The following is a 19893-nucleotide window of genomic DNA, read 5'->3' as shown; positions in this document are numbered from 1 at the left end:
CGCGGGGCAAGCCCGCTCCTACAAGGCTGTGGCCTCATCCAGCGGCATCACCGTGACCTGCACCTGCGGGTCATGGCTGCCGCCACCGAGGATCACCCCACGCAGCGGCGAGACATCGGAAAAATCCCGGCCCCAGGCCAGGGTGATGTGTTCCAGCGCCGGGCGCAGGTTGTTGGTGGGATCGAAATCGATCCAGCCCTGCCCCGGGCAAAACACTGAAATCCACGCATGCGAGGCATCGGCGCCGATCAGCCGTGGCTGGCCGGGTGGCGGCCGGGTCAGCAGGTAGCCGCTGACATAACGCGCCGCCAGGCCGCGCGAGCGCAGGCAGGCGAGCATCAGGTGGGCAAAGTCCTGGCACACGCCGCGGCGGCGCTCCAGTACCTCCACCAGCGGCGTGGCGACCTGGGTCGCTTCGGCATCGAAGGTGAACTCGCTGAAGATCTTCTCCATCAACGCCTGCACGCCTTCCAGCAATGCCCGGCCAGGCTCGAAAGAGGATTCGCTGAAGGCCACGAAGCGCTGCTTGAGGCGCACATAAGGCGACTCGAATCGATAACGGCAGGCTTCCAGAAGCGCCGTTGCCATCGGCTGGCTGGCATAGGTCAGGGCCTCGCGCACCTGCTCCCAGGCCGGCGAGGCGGCAAAGTCCGGCGCCACCCGCTCGAGCACTTCAACCTGCAAGCGCGCCACCACCCGCAACTGCTCATGCTGGCGCTCGAACGCCAGGCGCGTCAGCGGGTTGCCGAACACGTCCCACTCATCGCGCCGCTGGGTCGGCTGCGGGCTGACCTGCAGGGCCTGGGCCGTGCAGCGTTGCCAGGCGCAAGGCCGTGGCCACAGGTGCGCCAGCTGCTGGGCCAGGGACACCGGGCTGTCGTAGCGGTAATGGGTGTCGTGGATAATCTGGTAGCGCGCACTCATCACAGCGACACCGTCTGCTGGCTGACATCGTCGACGTGAGCGAAATGGCGCAGGGCCAGGCGCTCGGAAATCTCGCCACTGGCCAGGGCCACCCCTTGCAGCAGGTCAGCAAGTCCCGACAGCACCGCTTGTACACTGGCGCTGCCGAACAACGGGTCTTCCAGGCTGCGCAGGTCGAAGTGACGCAATTGCTCGGCCAGTAGCGCCAGAGCCGGGTCGCGCGGGCTGTCGAATTCCTCGCTCAAGCGTTGGTTGGCACGCACCAGCAGTTTGAGTTGGAACAGCACGGCGTGGGGGTTCTGTTCATCGAGCAGGAGCAGATCGAGCACCGGGATCAACTGCGCCACCGCCAGGTAGCGCGAGCGGTAGGTGATGCTGCTATTGCCCAGCTCCAGCAACCATTCAAGCCCGGCCTGGTCGTACACCGCCGGCCCGCGCAGAAACGCCGCCAGGCTGCTGCACAGTGACTGCAATCGCTCGATACGCCGGCCAATCATCAGGAAGCGCCAGCCTTCGTCGCGGGTCATGTCGTCGAGGGCAAAACCCGACAGCGCCGCCAGCGACATCACCAGGCGGTTGAGAAAATCCACCCGCTCGCCAAAGTCCGCCTCGGCATCTTCCAGGCATTGCGCCTCCCGCTGCAGCTCGACCAGCGCCTGCCAGTTCTCCCGCGAGAGCTTGCCGCGCACCTGCGACGCCGCCCAGTGCAGACGCTGCAAATTGGCCCGCAGGCTGAAGGCCCAGTCGCCATCGTCCAGCGCCGCGCGCAGGCGCTCGGGCAACTCGCCCTCCTCCGGCAGCAGCGACAATTCATCGGCCAGTTCTACCGCCGCCTGCAGGGCCAGCGGATCGTCGCCGTCCAGGTAGCGGGTGAGGATGATCCGCAGCAGGCGCGCACTGGCATCGCAGCGCTCGCAGTAGCGCCCGAACCAGAACAGGTTCTCCACCACCCGCGAAGGCAGGTAAGGGTCCTGGCGGATCAGTTCGGCCACGCCGATGGTGCGCTGGGCCCGCCATTGCTCGCCCGCTGGCGCCGCTTCGCCGAGCACCCAGGTGTCCTTGCTGGCGCCACCGCGCTGCATCGACACCACCTCGGCGTCAGCTTGCGCAGCAACCCGGGTCAGGCCACCGGGCAGCACCCGATAACCGTCCGCCGAGGCCACCGCGTACACACGCATGCCAATGGCCCGCGGCTGCACCTGGCCCTTGTCAGCCTGCCACACCGGCGCCTGAGACAACTGCGCCAGCTCCTGGGCGACATAGGCGTAGGGCCGTGCCTGGATGCGTTCGGCCAGGGCCTGGCGCTGGGCCGGGTCGAGGTCACGGCCGAACACCGGGCTGAAACTCTGTGACGGGAACGCCGGCTTGACCAATAGCTTCGGCAACTGCTCCAGTGCCCGCGCCATCACCGGTGGCTCACCGCACCACCAGGTGGCGATCGACGGCAGGCTCAGTTCTTCAGCAAACAAGCGCTGGTTGATCGCCGGCAAGAAACCGAGCAGGCCCGGCGACTCAAGCACGCCGCTGCCCAGCGCATTGGCCACCAGCACCCGGCCCTGGCGCACGGCATCGAGCAAGCCGGGCACGCCCAGGGCCGAGTCGGTGCGCAGCTCCAGCGGGTCGCAGAAATCATCGTCCAGGCGCCGCATGATTGCGTGCACCCGGCGCAGGCCGCTCAGGGTCTTGAGGTATACGGTGGCATCGCGCACGGTCAGGTCGCTGCCCTCGACCAGTGGATAACCCAGCTGCCGCGCCAGGTACAGGTGCTCGAAATAGCTCTCGTTGAAGCGCCCTGGGGTCAGCAGCACCACCAGTGGCGCCTCCTGGTCACTGGGTGCCAGGCGCGCCAGGGTCTGTTGCAGGGTGCGGAAGAAACCGGCCAGGTGTTGCACCTGCAAGTCGCGGTATAGCTCGGGCAACGCCCGCGAAACGATGGTGCGATTCTCCAGCGCGAAGCCTGCGCCCGACGGCGCCTGGGTGCGGTCTGCCGTCACCCACCAGCGCCCGTCCGGGGCACGGGCCAGGTCCACCGCGTAGACATGCAGGTAGGTGCCTTCAGGTGGCGCTATACCCTGGCAGGGCCAGAGGAAATTGTTATGGCCATAGACCAGCTCGGCGGGCAGCAGGCCTTCGCTGATCAACTGCTGCGGCCCGTAGATATCGGCCAGTACCGCATTGAGCAAGCGCGCGCGCTGTTCGACACCGGCGGCCAGTTGCTGCCATTCGGCGGCAGGCAGCAGGTGCGGCAACAAGTCCAGCTCCCAGGGCCGGTCGGCGCCCTTGGGGTCGGCGTAAACGTTGTAGGTGACGCCGTTCTCGCGCAACTGGCGGGTCAGCGAGGCCTGGCGCTGGGCCAGTTGCGCCGGCCCGCTGCGCTGCAGGTAAGCGCACAACGGCTGCCAGTGCGCACGCACCGCACCCTGGCTTTCGAGCATCTCGTGATAAGTCCCCGCACTCAGCGGGTAAGCATCCAACAGGTCAGGCATGGCAATGCTCGAAGGCCACAGGTCAGTTCAGAGTAGCGCTCAGCCGCGGCGCAAATCCAGGGTAAAGGGTAGTTCCGGGTTCACCTGCGCCGAGGGTATGTCCACTACACCCGGGCTGTGTCCGAGGCGGAAGAAGCGTGCCTGGCGCCGGCTCTGGGCTTCGTTGGCATTGACCGGCAGGGTCTGGTAGTTGCGACCGCCCGGATGCGCCACGTGGTACTGGCAACCGCCCAGCGAGCGGCCCATCCAGGTATCGAGCAAGTCGAACACCAGCGGCGCCTGCACCGCAATGGTTGGCTGCAGGCAATTGGCCGGCTGCCAGGCGCGATAGCGCACCGCCGCGACGAACTCACCGACGCGCCCGGTGGCTTGCAAGGGTAGCGCCCGACCGTTACAGGTCAGTTGATAACGCTCCGGCGGCAGGCCGCTGACCTTGACCTGCAGGCGCTCCAGCGACGAGTCGACATAACGCACCGTGGCACCGCCAGTACCCTCCTCGCCCAGTACATGCCAGGGCTCCAGGGCCTGGCGCAGTTCCAGCTCGATGCCGTTGACGGCATAGTCGCCGACCTTGGGGAAACGAAACTCCAGGTGTGCGGCAAACCACTCGGCACGCAGCGGGTAGCCTGCGGCGTTGAGCTCGACCAGCACATCGGCAAAGTCCTGCTCGATAAAGTGCCCCAGCATGAACCGGTCATGCAGCTCGGTGCCCCAGCGGGCCAGGCGCTTGGGCGCATAGGGCTCACGCCAGAAACGCGCGACCAGGGCCCGCAGCAGCAGTTGCTGGACCAGGCTCATGCGCGCATGCGGCGGCATCTCGAAGGCGCGCAGTTCCAGCAACCCCAAACGCCCGGCCGGGCCGTCCGGGGAGTACAGCTTGTCGATGCAGAACTCGGCGCGGTGGGTATTGCCGGTAACGTCGATCAGCAAGTTGCGCAGCAGCCGGTCGACCAGCCACGGCGGGCCTTCCTCGCCCGCTGCCGGCATTTGCGCGAAGGCGATCTCCAGCTCATACAGCGCATCGTTACGCGCTTCATCCACCCGTGGCGCCTGGGAAGTCGGACCAATGAACAGGCCGGAAAACAGGTAGGAAAGCGACGGGTGATTGTGCCAGTAGCTGATCAGGCTACGTAGCAAGTCAGGGCGGCGCAGGAACGGCGAGTCGGCCGGGGTGGCGCCACCGAGGACGAAATGGTTACCGCCACCGGTGCCGGTGTGTCGGCCGTCGATCATGAATTTTTCGCTGCTCAAGCGCGTCAGGCGCGCCTGCTCGTATAGGAACTCGGTGCGCTCCACCAGTTCGTCCCAACTGGCCGAAGGCTGCACGTTGACCTCGATGACGCCGGGGTCGGGAGTCACCTTGAAGTTGGCCAGGCGCGGATCGGCCGGAGGCTCGTAGCCTTCGAGGATGACCGGGCAATGCAGCTCGGCCGCGGTGGCTTCGATCACCGCAACCAGTTCGAGGTAATCCTGCAAGCGAGACAGCGGTGGCATGAACAGGTACAGGCGCCCTTCTCGCGGCTCTGCACACAGCGCGGTACGGGTCAGCCAGTCGGCCGAGGCATCGACCTCGGGGGCTGCGTGCTCCTGCTCATCGACCGCCTGCCCGGCGCTGGCCTTGAGCAGTTGGTCACGATCAGGCAGATCGCCGAGCACCTGGTTGGGATCGGTCGGATGCACGTAGGGATATTCCGCGGCCTTGACCCAGGGCTGCGCCGCCAGCGGCAAGCGGTAACCCAGCGGCGAGTCGCCCGGCACCAGGCGGCAATGCTCATCGCGCAAGTACCAGCGTCCGCTCTGCCAGCGTTGCTCGTCGGCGCTGCGGGCCAGCGGCAGCACCTGGCCGATGACCTTGTCCAGGCCCTGGCTGAACACCTTGCGCAGCCTTGCACGCTCCATCTCGTCGTCCAGGCGCGCAGCGTCGGGGCGCACGTTGGACGGCAAGCCGCCCTCGCGCCACAGGTAATAGAGTGAGTCTTCGTAGGCGCCGAAGACATAACGCGCAGGCAGCCTCAGCCGTTCGGCAACGCTGGCCAGGAAGCGCGCGGCCAGCGCGCTGTCGGCGCCGAGATCCTGGTGTTGGTCGGCGATCAACGCCGGATTGTTCCACAGCGGCACACCATCACGCCGCCAAAAGCAGTTGAGCGACCAACGCGGCAGTTGCTCGCCCGGGTACCATTTGCCCTGGCCGAAGTGCACCAGGCCATGGGGCGCGTAATGCTTGTACAGGCGCTGGAACAGCTCACCGGCCAGGCGCCGTTTGTTCGCGCCCAGCGCTGCGGTGTTCCACTCGGCGCCGTCAGGGTCGTCAATGGCCACGAAGGTTGGTTCACCGCCCATGGTCAGGCGCACGTCCGCTGCTTTCAGGTCGCTGTCTACCTGGCGCCCGAGGGCGACGATGGCCTGCCATTGTTCGTCGCTGTAGGGCAGCGTCACCCGCGGCGATTCCCACAGGCGCTCGACACTCATTTCATGCTCGAAAGTGCATTCGCAGGGCTCGACCAGGCCGCTGATCGGTGCCGCTGAAGTCGGATCGGGGCTACAAGCCAATGGGATATGCCCTTCCCCGGCAAACAGCCCGGAGGTGGCGTCCAGGCCGATCCAGCCGGCGCCGGGCAGGTACACCTCGCACCAGGCGTGCAGGTCGGTGAAGTCCTCTTCGGTGCCCGACGGGCCGTCCAGTGCCTTGATGTCGGCGGTCAGCTGAATCAGATAACCGGAGACGAACCGCGCCGCCAGGCCCAGGTGGCGCAACAACTGCACCAGTAGCCAGGCCGAGTCGCGGCAGGAGCCGGAACCCAGTTCCAGGGTCTGCTCCGGGGTTTGCACACCGGGCTCGAGGCGGATGAGGTAGCTGATGTCCTCGCTCAGGCGCTGATTGAGCGCCACCAGGAAATCGACACTGGCCTGGGGCGTGCGCTCGATGCTGCCCAGGTAGGTGGCGAACTTCGGCGTCAGCGGCAGTTGCTCCAGGTAGGGCAGCAGTTCGTGGCGTTCGTCTCGGCCATAACTGAAGGGAATCTGCTCGGCGTAGGGTTCGAGAAAGAAGTCGAACGGATTGAACACCGCCATCTCGGCGACCAGGTCGACTTCCACGCGCAGGCTGTCAGTCTTTTCCGGGAATACCAGGCGCGCCAGGTAGTTGCCCTGTGGGTCCTGCTGCCAATTGATGAAATGTCCGTCCGGCTGCACCTTCAGCCCGTAGGAGAGGATCCTCGTGCGGCTGTGAGCAGCCGGGCGCAGGCGAATAATTTGCGGGCCCAGTTCAACTGCACGGTCGTAGCGGTACTCGGTGACATGGTGCAAGGCGACATGAATCGACACGGCGGGCCTCCTGCGAGCCTGGGCGGTAGTGGAACCGCGCAAGACTTGTGCCATGGGCCCAGGCCTGCGATTCCCTGCATGCAGCCGGTACAGTCGCACCAAAAGCGCACCGTAGCGAGGCCGCCGTGCAAGCCTTGCACAGATTTGAGGCTTTGCCAGCGACGCAAACAAAAACGCCAACCCGAAGGCTGGCGTTTCAGTTAGCGCGGTAGAACCGGCTGGCGGGCGGGCTTTTTCTTGCCCTTGCCGCCCTTGGCGGCATCCTTGCGCGCCTTGGCCGCTTCCTGGTTGCGGGCAAACGCCGCCGCCTTGGCCTGTTCACGCTTGTCCCACGGCTTGGAACCATCGCTGGCACGCGGCGGCAAGCCGTTGTGCTGGGTGAGGATCTTCTGCTCTTTGGCCACCTTGTGGCTGCCGGCCGGGGTCGAGTTCTTGCGCCGGGCACTCTGGTAGCTGTCGGTCGCCGGCTGGTGCAGCGGGATCAACTGGTGCTTGCCCGGGCCGATCAGGTCGGCGCGGCCCATGCGCTCCAGGGCTTCACGCAGCATCGGCCAGCCCTTCGGATCGTGGTAGCGCAAAAAGGCCTTGTGCAAGCGGCGCTGCTGCTCGCTCTTGACGATGGTCACCGGGTCGCTCTTGTAAGTGACCTTGCGCAGCGGGTTCTTGCCCGAGTGGTACATGGCCGTGGCCGAGGCCATTGGCGACGGGTAGAACGCCTGCACCTGGTCGGCACGAAAGCCGTTGCCCTTGAGCCACAGGGCCAGGTTCATCATGTCTTCGTCGGTGGTGCCCGGGTGCGCGGCGATGAAGTACGGGATCAGGTACTGCTCTTTGCCCGCCTCTTTCGAGTACTTCTCGAACATGCGCTTGAAGCGGTCATAGCTACCGATGCCCGGCTTCATCATCTGGTTCAGCGGGCCTTCCTCGGTGTGCTCCGGGGCAATCTTCAGGTAGCCGCCGACGTGGTGGGTCACCAGCTCCTTGACGTACTCCGGCGACTCTACCGCCAGGTCGTAACGCAGGCCCGAGGCGATGAGGATCTTCTTCACCCCTGGCAGGTCACGGGCACTGCGGTACAGCTTGATCAGCGCCGAGTGGTCGGTGTTCAAGTTCGGGCAGATGCCCGGGAACACGCACGACGGCTTGCGGCACGCCGATTCGATCTCGGGGCTCTTGCAGGCAATGCGGTACATGTTCGCGGTCGGGCCGCCGAGGTCGGAAATGACCCCGGTAAAGCCGGGCACCTTGTCGCGAATCTCTTCGATCTCGCGAATGATCGACTCGTGCGAGCGGTTCTGGATGATGCGCCCTTCGTGCTCGGTGATCGAGCAGAAGGTGCAGCCGCCGAAGCAGCCGCGCATGATGTTCACCGAGAAGCGGATCATGTCGTAGGCAGGGATTTTTTCCTTGCCGTACGCCGGGTGCGGGATGCGCGCATAGGGCATCCCGAACACGTAGTCCATTTCTTCGGTGGTCATCGGAATGGGTGGCGGGTTGAACCACACGTCCACTTCGCCATGCTTCTGCACCAGGGCACGGGCGTTACCCGGGTTGGTCTCCAGGTGCAGCACGCGGTTGGCGTGGGCATAGAGCACCGGGTCGTTGCGGACCTTCTCGAACGACGGCAGGCGGATGACCGTCTTGTCACGGGTCATGCGCGGGCTGGCGAGGATCTGCACAACCTTGGCTTCGTTGGGGTCTTCGACCTCGCCCTTTTCCTGCTCGATGGCACAGGCCTGGGTGTCCTGGGTGTTGACGTACGGGTTGATGATCTTGTCGACCTTGCCCGGACGATCGATACGGGTCGAGTCGACCTCGTACCAGCCTTGCGGGGTATCACGGCGTACGAAGGCGGTGCCGCGAATGTCGGTGATGCTCTCGATCGACTCGCCGAACGACAGGCGCTGGGCCACTTCGACGATGGCCCGCTCAGCGTTGCCGTACAGCAGGATGTCGGCGCAGGCGTCGATCAGGATCGAATGACGGACCTTGTCCTGCCAGTAGTCGTAGTGAGCGATGCGGCGCAGGGAGGCTTCGATGCCGCCGAGGACGATCGGCACATGCTTGTAGGCCTCCTTGCAGCGCTGGCTGTACACCAGGCTGGCGCGGTCCGGACGCTTGCCGGCCATGCCGCCCGGGGTATAGGCGTCGTCGGAGCGGATCTTCTTGTCAGCGGTGTAGCGGTTGATCATCGAATCCATGTTGCCGGCCGCGACGCCGAAGAACAGGTTCGGCTCGCCGAGCTTCATGAAGTCGTCTTTGGACTGCCAGTCCGGCTGGGCAATGATGCCCACGCGAAAGCCCTGGGCTTCCAGCAGGCGGCCAATGATGGCCATTCCGAACGACGGATGGTCGACGTAGGCATCACCGGTCACGATGATGATGTCGCAGGAATCCCAGCCGAGCTGATCCATCTCCTCCCTGCTCATCGGCAGGAACGGTGCTGGCCCGAAGCATTCGGCCCAGTACTTGGGATAGTCGAAAAGTGGTTTGGCTGCTTGCATGTCAGTGACCGGTGGCTAATCGATGAAAAATCGCGGGCGCGGAATATAGCACAAAAATTGACCAATTCCGACGCTCAAGGTCGGAATTATCCAAATTGCCCTTACTCGTCGTCGTCGAAGTTGTAACTGCCCGGCGCGAGGTTTTCGAAGCGTGTGTACTTGCCGATGAAGGCCAGGCGGATAAAGCCGATCGGGCCGTTGCGCTGCTTGCCGATGATGATTTCGGCAATGCCCTTGTGCTCGGTCTCCGGGTGGTACACCTCGTCGCGGTAAACGAACATGATCACGTCGGCGTCCTGCTCGATCGCACCCGATTCGCGCAAGTCGGAGTTCACCGGGCGCTTGTTCGGCCGCTGTTCGAGGGAGCGGTTGAGCTGCGACAGGGCAACTACCGGGCAGTTGAACTCTTTGGCCAGGGCCTTGAGCGAGCGGGAGATCTCGGAAATCTCGTTGGTACGGTTGTCGCCGCTGGAGCCCGGGATCTGCATCAGCTGCAGGTAGTCGATCATGATCAGGGCGATGTCGCCGTGCTCGCGCACCAGGCGGCGGGTCCGGGCGCGCATTTCCGACGGGCTGATGCCGGCGGTGTCATCGATGAACAGCTTGCGGTCGTTGAGCAGGTTGACCGCCGAGGTCAGCCGCGGCCAGTCGTCGTCTTCAAGCTGGCCGGAGCGCACCTTGGTCTGGTCGATGCGCCCGAGCGACGACAGCATACGCATGATCAGCGATTCGCCTGGCATCTCCAGGGAGTACACCAGCACCGCCTTGTCGCTGCGCAGTACCGCGTTCTCGACCAGGTTCATGGCGAAGGTGGTCTTACCCATCGACGGCCGGCCGGCGACGATGATCAGGTCGGCCGGCTGCAGGCCGCTGGTCTTCTCGTCGAGGTCGGTGTAGCCGGTGGACAGGCCGGTGATCGCGCTGTCGGTATTGAACAGCGTGTCGATGCGGTCGATGGCCTTGGTCAGCAGGTCGTTGACGCCCACCGGGCCGCCGGTCTTCGGCCGCGCTTCGGCGATCTGGAAGATCTGCCGTTCGGCTTCGTCGAGGATCTCGGCAGCATTGCGCCCTTGCGGGTTGAAGGCGCTGTCGGCGATCTCGTTGCTGATGCTGATCAGCTGACGCAGGGTTGCCCGCTCGCGGATGATCGCGGCATAGGCCTTGATGTTGGCCACCGACGGGGTGTTCTTGGCCAGTTCGCCCAGGTAACCCAGGCCGCCAACCTGCGAACTCAGGCCTTCCTTGTCCAGCTGCTCGTGCAGGGTTACCACGTCGAACGGGGCGTTCTGGTCGGCGAGCTTGTGGATGGCACGGAAGATCAGGCGGTGGTCATGCCGGTAGAAGTCGCCGTCGGAGACTTGATCGAGCACGCGCTCCCAGGCGTTGTTGTCCAGCATCAATCCACCGAGAACGGCCTGTTCGGCCTCGATGGAATGCGGCGGCACCTTCAGGGCAGCGGTTTGCAGATCATATTGCTCGGGGGCGGTTATCTCGTTCATGGCCACGCAGGAATCAGGGTGATGAAAAAGACAAAGGGCACGACCTGCAAAGCAGGATCGTGCCCGATGTTAACCGGCTGACACCCAAGGTGCCAGCCGATCGGTACAGCTTAGGCTGCGACAACAACCACGCGAACGGTGGCTTCAACGTCGCTGTGCAGGTGCACGGCAACGTCGTATTCGCCGACGTTACGGATGGTGCCGTTCGGCAGACGAACTTCAGCTTTAGCCACTTCAACGCCGGAGGCGGTCAGGGCGTCAGCGATGTCGTGGGTGCCGATCGAACCGAACAGCTTGCCTTCGTCACCGGCGGTGGCAGTGATGGTCACTTCCAGCTCGGCCAGTTGGGCAGCGCGGGTTTCAGCCGAAGCTTTTTTCTCTGCAGCCAGTTTTTCCAGCTCAGCACGACGCTCTTCGAACGCAGCCAGGTTGGCAGCGGTAGCAGCGGTGGCTTTGCCGAATGGCAGCAGGAAGTTACGACCGTAACCGGCCTTAACATTTACCTTGTCGCCCAGGTTGCCCAGGTTGGCGACTTTTTCCAGCAGGATCAGTTCCATTTGGTAATAACCTCTTAACTTTTAACCTTCACCGTTCGCGGAATCGTTATCGGCACCTTTTGGGGGCGCCTTGCGACCGCGAAAATCAATCAGGCTGTCGACAATGGCCAGGACCACGAGCAACGGATAAGTCAGCTGCATAAACAGCACCAGCGTCACGTACAACCCGACCAGCCAGAACTTGGCCAGTCGTCCTTGCGCCACCAGCCCATGCAGCAGGGCGAGCCCTGCAAACATCAGCGGTATGCTGCACAGGGGTGTCAACATCGCCAGCTCAGGACCGAAATTCGGCCCCACCAGCATGAGCACCACCAGCACCAGCGCCGGCACCAGGGGGAGCCTGACCGCTTGAAACTCGCGACCAAAACCACCCGGGTTATACAACAACGCCTGCCAGTAACGGCCCAACATCAGGGCCAGCACACTGACGGCTTGCAACAACGCCGCAATCAGGCCGACGAGCACCGGTGCAATAAGGCTTCCAAGGCGGCCCCGCTCCTCTACCGATAACTGTTGGTAGAGACCGTCGAGCATCTGCGGCAGGGCTTTTTCAAGCGCTCCAGCCAGAGCTTCAATCGGTTCGCGGAACACCGAACCCAGTACAACCCCGTACACCAGGCCCATGCCGATGCTGAACAACAGCACCCGGTTCCAGGACTGCCCGGCGCGCAGCAGCGCCGCCAGACCCAGCGTACCCAGCAACACCATCAAGGTGCGCGGCTCGCCGAAGAACCACCAGGCCATCGCCGGCAACAAAGCCCAGGCGAGGACACCGGAAGCGTCCTTGAAACCGCGCCGCAGGAACACCAGGCTCCCGGCGGCGGCACTCAACCAGAACAACAGCGGCAAAGCCGCACAACCCACCACCACGAGGGTGGCTTGCACGCGACCGCGCATGATGAAATCAGCCAAGGCGCGCATGCATTTTATCCTTTGCTACTTGTCGACGACCCGGTCTCAGCGGCCGTGGCTGTCGGTGTAGGGCAGCAGGGCCAGGAAGCGGGCGCGCTTGATAGCGGTAGCCAGCTGACGCTGATAACGAGCTTTGGTACCGGTGATACGGCTTGGAACGATTTTGCCGGTTTCGGATACATAAGCTTTCAGGGTGTTGAGATCTTTGTAATCGATCTCTTTCACGTCTTCAGCAGTGAAGCGGCAGAATTTACGACGACGGAAGAAACGTGCCATGTAATAGGCTCCTCAAAAGGTCCGTGGATTACTCGTCAGCGTTATCGCTGTTGTCGCTGTCATCACTATCAGCGCTTTCGGCGCTTTCGTGCTCAGGACGGTCGCGACGCTCACGGCGCTCACTGCGGTTCTCTTCAGCCTTGAGCATCTCGGACTGGCCGGTAACGGCTTCGTCGCGACGGATGACCAGGTTACGGATCACGGCATCGTTGTAGCGGAAGTTGTCTTCCAGCTCGGCCAGGGCCTTGCCGGTGCACTCAACGTTCAGCATCACGTAGTGAGCCTTGTGAACATTGTTGATTGCATAGGCCAGTTGACGACGGCCCCAGTCTTCCAGACGGTGGATTTTACCGCCGTCTTCTTCGATCAGCTTGGTGTAACGCTCAACCATGCCGCCGACTTGCTCGCTCTGGTCAGGGTGGACCAGAAAGATGATTTCGTAATGACGCATGAATGCTCCTTACGGGTTGTAGTCTGCCACCAGAGTGGTCAGACAAGGAGTGAAGGACACTTGTATGTCTTGCCCTGGGAAGAGGCGCGTGAACGCCTGCCAACATGGCAAGGGGCGCAATTGTAGAGAAGCGCCGAAAGACAAGCAAGGTCATTGGTGATTATTTGAACAGCCTTAAAAGCATCGCGGGTCCAGCCCGCTCCCACAAGGACCTGTGGGAGCGGGCTGGACCCGCGATAGATGCAACGCCGAAATCAAGCCTGGCGCTTTGCCTGGCGCTGACGAACGGCCTCGAACAGGCACACGCCCGTCGCCACCGACACGTTCAGGCTGCTGACGCTGCCTGCCATCGGCAGCTTGACCAGAAAATCACAGTGCTCGCGGGTCAAGCGGCGCATGCCCTTGCCCTCGGCGCCCATGATCAGGATGGTCGGGCCGGTCAGGTCCTGCTGATACAGCTCTTGCTCGGCCTCGCCCGCAGTACCGACCACCCACAGGCCACGTTGCTGGAGCTTCTCCAGGGTCCGCGCGAGGTTGGTGACCGCCACCAGCGGAATGACTTCTGCCGCACCACAGGCCACTTTCCGAACCGCTGGGGTCAGGGTCGCCGACTTGTCCTTGGGCACCACCACCGCCAGCGCACCGGCGGCATCAGCGGTGCGCAGGCAGGCGCCGAGGTTGTGCGGGTCGGTGACACCGTCGAGTACCAGGATCAACGGCGCGCCTTCAGTGCGGTCGAGCAGCTCTTCGAGCATCGCCTCGCCCCAGACCTGGCTCGGGCTGACTTCAGCCACCACGCCCTGGTGCACGCCTTCAACCCAGGCATCCATCTCGCGGCGTTCGGCCTGGCCGACCGCCACGCGATTTTGCCCGGCCAGCTCCAGCAGCGCCTGCAGGCGCGGCTCGCTACGCCCTTCCGACAGCCAGATCTGCTTGACCCGCTTGGGGTGGTGACGCAACAGGGCTTCCACGGCATGCACGCCGTAGATTTTTTCCAACTGACTCATGACTTGGCCTTGGGTTTACGTGACGCGGAGCCGGCTTTCGGCGGCCCTTTACGGTGCTTGCTCGGTTTTTCCGATTTGCCCGACTTCGACGCAGGCTTGCCGCCTGCGTGCTTGGCATCGGACATCAAGGCCTTTTTCATTTCCCGGCTCTTGCGCACCTCGGCGTTGTTGGCCACGGCATTGGCTGGGAAATAGGCTTCGGCAGTTTCGTTCTTGCGGCTGCGACGGGCAGGCTCTGCAGCCTTGGCCGGCGCCTCGGCCTTCTTGTCGAGCACCGGCACCGGCTTGCCGTCTTGCGGGCGCACGCCTTCACCACGCTGCTTGCGGCCAATCGGCGCCTTGAGGGTGTTCTCGGCCATCTCGAAGTCGATCTTGCGCTGCTCGAGATCGACGCGCATCACCCGCACTTCGACGGTATCGCCCAGGCGGAAGCTGCGCCCGGTACGCTCACCGGCCAGGCGGTGGTGCACAGGGTCGAAGTGATAGTAGTCGCCCGGCAGGGCACTGACATGGACCATGCCTTCGACGTAGATGTCGGTCAGTTCGACGAACAGGCCAAAGCCGGTCACCGCGGTGATCACACCCGGGAAGCTCTCGCCGACGCGGTCTTTCATGTACTCGCACTTGAGCCAGTTGACCACGTCGCGGGTGGCCTCGTCGGCACGCCGCTCGCTCATCGAGCACTGCTCGCCGAGCTGCTCCAGGGTCGCCTCGTCGTACGGGTAGATGCGCGCCTTGGGGATGCTCATGGCACCGGCACGCTTGACGTGCGGGGTTTCCTGACGCGAACGGATCACGCTGCGGATCGCCCGGTGGGTCAGCAGGTCCGGGTAGCGGCGGATCGGCGAGGTGAAGTGGGTGTACGCCTCGTAGTTCAGGCCGAAGTGGCCGTTGTTGTCGGCGCTGTACACCGCCTGGCTCAGCGAGCGCAGCATCACGGTCTGGATCAGGTGGAAATCCGGGCGGTCGGCGATGCTCGCCAGCAATGCCTGGTAATCCTTGGGCGACGGACCGTCCTTGCCCTTGTGCAGGGACAAGCCCAGCTCGCCGAGGAAGGCGCGCAGTTTTTCCAGGCGCTCCGGTGGCGGGCCGTCGTGAACACGGTACAGGGCCGGAATTTCGTGCTTCTTGAGGAACTCGGCGGTGGCCACGTTGGCCGCCAGCATGCACTCTTCGATCAGCTTGTGAGCGTCGTTGCGCACGGTCGGGCGGATTTCGGCGATCTTGCGCTCGGAACCGAAGATGATCCGCGTTTCCTGGGTTTCGAAGTCGATCGCGCCACGGGTATGACGGGCCGCCAGCAGCACCTTGTACAGCGCATAAAGCTGCTTGAGGTCCGGCACCACTTCGCTGTACTGCTCGCGCAGGGCCTTGCCTTCGCGGGTACGAGCGTGTTCGAGCATGCTGCTGACCTTGTTGTAGGTCAGGCGTGCATGGGAGTGGATCACCGCTTCATAGAACTGGTAATCGACCATCTGCCCGGACTTGTTGATGGTCATTTCACAGACCATCGCCAGCCGGTCGACGTGCGGGTTCAGCGAGCACAGGCCGTTGGACAGCTCTTCAGGCAGCATCGGTACCACGCGCTCGGGGAAGTACACCGAGTTGCCGCGCACCTGGGCTTCGGCATCCAGGGCAGAGCCCAGGCGCACGTAGCTGGAAACGTCGGCAATCGCCACGTACAGGCGCCAGCCACCGGAGAACAGGCGCAATTTGCCCAGGCTCTCGCAGTACACCGCATCGTCGAAGTCGCGGGCGTCTTCGCCGTCAATGGTGACGAACGGCAGGTGACGCAGGTCGACGCGGTGCTCTTTGTCTTTCTCTTCGACTTCCGGCTTGAGCTTGCGCGCTTCCTTGATCACCGCTTCGGGCCAGACGTGCGGAATGTCGTAGCTGCGCAGGGCAACGTCGATTTCCATGCCCGGGGCCATGTAGTTGCCGATCACTTCGGTAACGTCGCCCTGGGGCTGGAAGCGCGGGGTCGGCCAGTGGGTGATCTTGACTTCGACGAACTGGCCGATCTTGGCACCGCCGTTACGCCCCGGGGTGATCAGCACTTCTTGCTGGACCTTGGGGTTGTCGGGGGTGACAAAGCCGATACCGCCTTCTTCGAAGTAGCGGCCAACGATGCTTTCGTGGGCGCGGGAGATCACTTCGACCACCACGCCTTCGCGGCGGCCACGGCGATCCAGGCCGGAAACCCGGGCCAGGGCGCGGTCGCCATCGAACACCAGGCGCATTTGCGCAGGGCTCAGGAACAGGTCGTCGCTGCCGTCATCCGGGATCAGGAAGCCAAAGCCGTCACGGTGGCCGGCGATCCGGCCGAGGATCAGGTCGAGCTTGTCTACCGGGGCATAAGTGCCGCGCCGGGTATAGATCAGCTGGCCGTCACGCTCCATCGCGCGCAGACGGCGGCGCAGGGCTTCGATCTGGTCTTCGGTGGTCAGGCCGAACTCTTCGACCAGCTGCTCACGGGCTGCCGGCGAGCCGCGCTCGTCCAGACGCTGGAGGATCAGCTCACGGCTAGGAATAGGGTTTTCGTATTTTTCCGCTTCACGAGCGGCCTCGGGATCGAGGGTCTGCCAATCGGCCATTAGGAGGGGTTCACCTTGTCTATATAAGGGTTAGTTTGGCATAGGCGTATTGAAACCGGAAATTTCAGGCTTGGACAGCCCTGTCAGAGCCCCCTGGATGCTGCCAAAACCATCATAAGGAACAACGACTTGAATTTTTTAAGATTTTTTCTGAACGGGGGTTTACAGCTCTCAGGAGCATCCGTATAGTGCGCACCACAACGACGGACACCGTCGTTATAGTTGAGAAGCAGCACGATGTGAAGCATCATGTTCCTCAGCGAAATGCCCAGATGGTGAAATTGGTAGACACGCCAGCTTCAGGTGCTGGTGACCTTACGGTCGTGGAAGTTCGAGTCTTCTTCTGGGCACCAATTTCAAATCTTAGAACTGCCGCTGGCTTCTGAGATTTACTGCAACACGCTACACTGTTTTCGTTACAAGCTACACCGCTTCATTTTGCCCAGATGGTGAAATTGGTAGACACGCCAGCTTCAGGTGCTGGTGACCTTACGGTCGTGGAAGTTCGAGTCTTCTTCTGGGCACCAATTCAGATCAAACCCGCGAAAGCGGGTTTTTTCGTTTCTGCCCTACCCTTTTCCTCGCCTGCAATCCCGAAACGACCGATAGCCTGCTCATGAATTTTCCCTCACAAGGGCATTTGAGAAGCGATATCGATTATCATTGTTTCCAGATATGTAGCCGCAAGCGAGGAAGTACCCGCATGACGTTCCGCAATAACCCCCTGTTGCGCGGCCTGGCCGTCTCTGTTTTCGCCATGCTGCTCGGCACCCCAGCCGCCATGGCCGCCGACCCGGTGTCGCTGACCCTGTACAACGGCCAGCACAAGGAAATCGGTGAAGCCATCGCCAAGGCCTACGAGGCCAAGACCGGCATCCACATCAATATCCGCAAGGGCAGCAGCAACCAGCTGGCCAGCCAGATCATCGAAGAAGGTGATCGCTCCCCCGCCGACGTCATCTACACCGAAGAATCGCCACCGCTGAACAACCTCGGCGAACTGGGCCTGCTGGCCAAGATCGATGATTCGACCCTGCAGGTCCTGCCCAAGGAATACGTCGCCGCCAACGGTACCTGGATGGGCGTTACCGCACGCACCCGCGTGGTCGCCTTCAACCCCAAGGTAATCGACGAGAAAGACCTGCCACCTTCAGTGATGGACTTTGCCGACCCCGAGTGGGACGGCAAGATCGGTTTCGTGCCGACCAGCGGCGCCTTCCAGGAACAGGCCGTGGCCATCCTCAAGCTGCACGGTCGCGAGGCCGCCGAAGAATGGCTGACCGGCCTCAAGGCCTTCGGCAAGACCTACACCAACAACATGGTTGCGCTCAAAGCCGTGGAGAATGGCGAAGTGGCGGCCGTGCTGGTCAACAATTACTACTGGTACGCCCTGAAGAAAGAGCGCGGCCAGCTGGATTCGAAACTCTATTACCTGGCCGACGGCGACGTCGGTGGCCTGGTGACCATCTCCAGCGCCGCGGCGGTAAAAGCCAGCAAGCACCCGAAAGAAGCCCAGGCCCTGCTGGCCTGGATGGCCAGCGAAGAAGGCCAGCGGGTAATCACCCAGACCACTGCCGAGTATCCGCTGCATAAAGGCATGGTCTCGGACCAGGGCCTGAAGCCCTTCGAAGACCTGCGTCCGCCGAAAATCACCCCGGCCGACCTGGGTAACGCTGAAGAAGCTCTGGAACTCGAACGCGAAGTTGGCCTGCTGTAATGAGCGCAGCCCTGCCCGCGGTCGCACTGGCCAGCCGTTATATTCCCAAGCGCAAGCGCCCGTCGATCTGGGTGGTGCTGCCGGTGCTGCTGCTGGTCGGGCTGAGCCTGCTGCCGCTGCTGTACGTAGCGCTGAAAACCTGGGAAGCCGGCTGGCGCGAAGCCTTGCACTTGCTCTGGCGCCCGTTCGTCTGGGGCCTGATGCGCAACACCCTGATGCTGATGGCCGGCGTCACCCTGGCCTGCATGGCCTTGGGTGTATCCCTGGCCTGGCTGCTGGAGCGCAGTGACCTGCCCGGACGGCGCCTGTGGGGCGTGATCCTGTGCCTGCCGTTTGCCGTGCCAGCCTTTGTCAGCGGCTTTACCTGGGTGTCGCTGAGCCCGCGCTTCGAAGGCCTGGGCGGTGCCATCCTGGTGATGAGCCTGTCCAAGTACCCACTGGTGTTCCTGCCGGTTGCAGCGACCCTGCGCAACCTCGATACCTCACTGGAAGAGTCGGCACGGACCCTGGGGCAGACGCGCTGGGGCGTGTTCTGGCGCATCACCCTGCCACTGCTGTGGCCGTCGATCATTGGTGGCAGCCTGCTGATTGCCCTGCACATGCTGGTGGAGTTCGGCGCCCTGTCGATCCTCGGCCTGCAGACCTTTACCACGGCGATCTACCAGCAATTCGAGCTGGAGTTCAGCAACGCCAACGCCGCGATGCTCTCGGCAGTGCTGTTGTTCATGTGCCTGCTGATGCTCTGGCTGGAGCTGCGTGTGCGCGGCAAGGCCCGCCATGTGCGCATCGGCCAGGGCGTGGCGCGTCGCGGTGCGCCGATTCGCCTGCGCGGGTGGATGCCGGTCGGGCAGCTGTATTGCCTGATCCTGGCGCTGCTGGGCAGCGGTATTCCACTGGGCATGCTCGGTTACTGGCTGAGCGTTGGTTCGTCGGCGGCCTTTCCGGTGGCCGATATCAGTCGCGCACTGTTCTCATCGTTGTCGCTATCGCTGGGTGGTGCCGGATTGAGCTTGCTGCTGGCACTGCCGGTGAGTTTCCTGGTGGTGCGCTACAAGGGCCGCCTGGCGATCTGGGCCGAACGCCTGCCGTACCTGCTGCACGCCCTGCCCGGCTTGGTGATCGCCCTGACCCTGGTGTACTTCGCCCTGCACTATGTGCCGGCACTGTACCAAACCACTGGCTTGTTGCTGCTGGCCTACGCGCTGCTGTTCCTGCCCCTGGCCCAGGCGCCGGTGCGCACGGCCTTGAACAAGGCGGCGCCACAGCTCGAAGAAGCCGCCCGCACCTTGGGCGCGACCCAGTTCACGGCGTTTTGCCGGGTGACCCTGCCAATCATCTTCCCGGCCCTGGCGGCGGCGTTCGCACTGGTGTTCCTGGACGCCATGAAGGAGCTGACCGCAACCCTGCTGCTCAGCCCGACCGGCATGACCACCCTGGCCACCGAAGTGTGGGCGCATACCGCCAACGTCGAGTTCGCGGCGGCAGCGCCCTATGCGGCATTGCTGATCCTGGTCTCGGGGTTGCCGGTGTATCTGCTCACTACGCGGATGTACCTCAACCGCGCGTGATACCTGAAAAGCATCGCGGGGCAAGTCGAGTCGTCGCACCGCCGCTCCCACCGTGGGAGCAACTGTCTTGATCA

At 63.4% G+C, this 19893-nt stretch carries 13 protein-coding genes and 2 tRNA genes; 4 read left to right on the top strand and 11 right to left on the bottom strand.

Translation table 11 applies throughout. The annotated features are described in order from the left end of the window. Window positions 1-18 precede the first annotated feature (18 nt). The 11 genes from UB48_RS11080 to rnr form a co-directional block, all read right to left on the bottom strand. Window positions 19-924: a transglutaminase family protein gene (locus UB48_RS11080; RefSeq protein WP_045196886.1), complete on the bottom strand. Its 906-nt coding sequence runs from the start codon at window positions 922-924 to the stop codon at window positions 19-21. After that, entirely contained in the window at window positions 924-3410 is a 2487-nt protein-coding gene (locus tag UB48_RS11075; RefSeq protein ID WP_045196884.1) for a circularly permuted type 2 ATP-grasp protein, read from the bottom strand. The genes UB48_RS11080 and UB48_RS11075 overlap by 1 nt, the downstream gene beginning before the upstream one ends. Before the next feature lie 39 nt (window positions 3411-3449). Then, complete coding sequence (locus tag UB48_RS11070) at window positions 3450-6734, bottom strand: DUF2126 domain-containing protein (RefSeq protein ID WP_045196882.1); 3285 nt, start codon at window positions 6732-6734, stop codon at window positions 3450-3452. A gap of 200 nt (window positions 6735-6934) precedes the next feature. Continuing rightward, on the bottom strand, window positions 6935-9238 hold the full coding sequence (locus UB48_RS11065) for a YgiQ family radical SAM protein (RefSeq protein ID WP_045196880.1): 2304 nt from the start codon (window positions 9236-9238) through the stop codon (window positions 6935-6937). Window positions 9239-9339: 101 nt separating this feature from the next. Then, window positions 9340-10737 (bottom strand): replicative DNA helicase, encoded by a 1398-nt coding sequence (gene dnaB, locus UB48_RS11060; protein WP_045196878.1) that lies wholly within the window; start codon window positions 10735-10737, stop codon window positions 9340-9342. A 110-nt stretch (window positions 10738-10847) separates the two neighbouring features. After that, complete coding sequence (gene rplI, locus UB48_RS11055) at window positions 10848-11294, bottom strand: 50S ribosomal protein L9 (RefSeq protein WP_045196876.1); 447 nt, start codon at window positions 11292-11294, stop codon at window positions 10848-10850. Window positions 11295-11315: 21 nt separating this feature from the next. Further along, complete coding sequence (locus UB48_RS11050) at window positions 11316-12215, bottom strand: hypothetical protein (RefSeq protein ID WP_045196874.1); 900 nt, start codon at window positions 12213-12215, stop codon at window positions 11316-11318. Between the two features lie 36 nt (window positions 12216-12251). Beyond that, window positions 12252-12482: a 30S ribosomal protein S18 gene (gene rpsR, locus UB48_RS11045; protein WP_009403887.1), complete on the bottom strand. Its 231-nt coding sequence runs from the start codon at window positions 12480-12482 to the stop codon at window positions 12252-12254. Window positions 12483-12510: 28 nt separating this feature from the next. Continuing rightward, window positions 12511-12933 carry a 30S ribosomal protein S6 gene (gene rpsF / locus UB48_RS11040; RefSeq protein ID WP_045196870.1) on the bottom strand — a complete coding sequence of 141 codons (423 nt, stop codon included), beginning with the start codon at window positions 12931-12933 and terminating at the stop codon, window positions 12511-12513. A 254-nt stretch (window positions 12934-13187) separates the two neighbouring features. Continuing rightward, window positions 13188-13940, bottom strand: a complete 753-nt coding sequence (rlmB, locus tag UB48_RS11035; protein WP_045196868.1) for a 23S rRNA (guanosine(2251)-2'-O)-methyltransferase RlmB — start codon at window positions 13938-13940, stop codon at window positions 13188-13190. Further along, window positions 13937-16534: a ribonuclease R gene (rnr, locus tag UB48_RS11030; protein WP_045196866.1), complete on the bottom strand. Its 2598-nt coding sequence runs from the start codon at window positions 16532-16534 to the stop codon at window positions 13937-13939. The genes rlmB and rnr overlap by 4 nt, the downstream gene beginning before the upstream one ends. Window positions 16535-16800: 266 nt before the next feature. Between rnr and UB48_RS11025 the strand changes: the two genes are divergently transcribed. The 4 genes from UB48_RS11025 (at window position 16801) to UB48_RS11010 (ending at window position 19819) form a co-directional block, all read left to right on the top strand. Continuing rightward, window positions 16801-16887, top strand: a tRNA-Leu gene (locus tag UB48_RS11025). 87 nt (window positions 16888-16974) lie between these two features. After that, a tRNA-Leu gene (locus UB48_RS11020) sits at window positions 16975-17061 on the top strand. Between the two features lie 176 nt (window positions 17062-17237). Beyond that, window positions 17238-18251, top strand: a complete 1014-nt coding sequence (locus UB48_RS11015) for an extracellular solute-binding protein (protein ID WP_045196863.1) — start codon at window positions 17238-17240, stop codon at window positions 18249-18251. Then, entirely contained in the window at window positions 18251-19819 is a 1569-nt protein-coding gene (locus tag UB48_RS11010; RefSeq protein ID WP_045196861.1) for an iron ABC transporter permease, read from the top strand. Before UB48_RS11015 ends, UB48_RS11010 begins: the two co-directional genes overlap by 1 nt. Window positions 19820-19893: the final 74 nt, after the last annotated feature.

It is taken from the genome of Pseudomonas sp. 2(2015) (genome assembly GCF_000955865.1).
GTDB lineage: Bacteria > Pseudomonadota > Gammaproteobacteria > Pseudomonadales > Pseudomonadaceae > Aquipseudomonas.
This window is presented reverse-complemented; position numbering and strand designations above follow the sequence as displayed.

What these genes read in the sequence shown, in the direction of transcription:
- UB48_RS11080 (WP_045196886.1), bottom strand. Translation starts at nt 924, where the DNA reads ATGAGTGCGCGCTACCAGATTATCCACGACACCCATTACCGCTACGAC.
- UB48_RS11075 (WP_045196884.1), bottom strand. Translation starts at nt 3,410, where the DNA reads ATGCCTGACCTGTTGGATGCTTACCCGCTGAGTGCGGGGACTTATCAC.
- UB48_RS11065 (WP_045196880.1), bottom strand. Translation starts at nt 9,238, where the DNA reads ATGCAAGCAGCCAAACCACTTTTCGACTATCCCAAGTACTGGGCCGAA.
- dnaB (WP_045196878.1), bottom strand. Translation starts at nt 10,737, where the DNA reads ATGAACGAGATAACCGCCCCCGAGCAATATGATCTGCAAACCGCTGCC.
- rplI (WP_045196876.1), bottom strand. Translation starts at nt 11,294, where the DNA reads ATGGAACTGATCCTGCTGGAAAAAGTCGCCAACCTGGGCAACCTGGGC.
- UB48_RS11050 (WP_045196874.1), bottom strand. Translation starts at nt 12,215, where the DNA reads ATGCGCGCCTTGGCTGATTTCATCATGCGCGGTCGCGTGCAAGCCACC.
- rpsR (WP_009403887.1), bottom strand. Translation starts at nt 12,482, where the DNA reads ATGGCACGTTTCTTCCGTCGTCGTAAATTCTGCCGCTTCACTGCTGAA.
- rpsF (WP_045196870.1), bottom strand. Translation starts at nt 12,933, where the DNA reads ATGCGTCATTACGAAATCATCTTTCTGGTCCACCCTGACCAGAGCGAG.
- rlmB (WP_045196868.1), bottom strand. Translation starts at nt 13,940, where the DNA reads ATGAGTCAGTTGGAAAAAATCTACGGCGTGCATGCCGTGGAAGCCCTG.
- rnr (WP_045196866.1), bottom strand. Translation starts at nt 16,534, where the DNA reads ATGGCCGATTGGCAGACCCTCGATCCCGAGGCCGCTCGTGAAGCGGAA.
- UB48_RS11015 (WP_045196863.1), top strand. Translation starts at nt 17,238, where the DNA reads ATGACGTTCCGCAATAACCCCCTGTTGCGCGGCCTGGCCGTCTCTGTT.
- UB48_RS11010 (WP_045196861.1), top strand. Translation starts at nt 18,251, where the DNA reads ATGAGCGCAGCCCTGCCCGCGGTCGCACTGGCCAGCCGTTATATTCCC.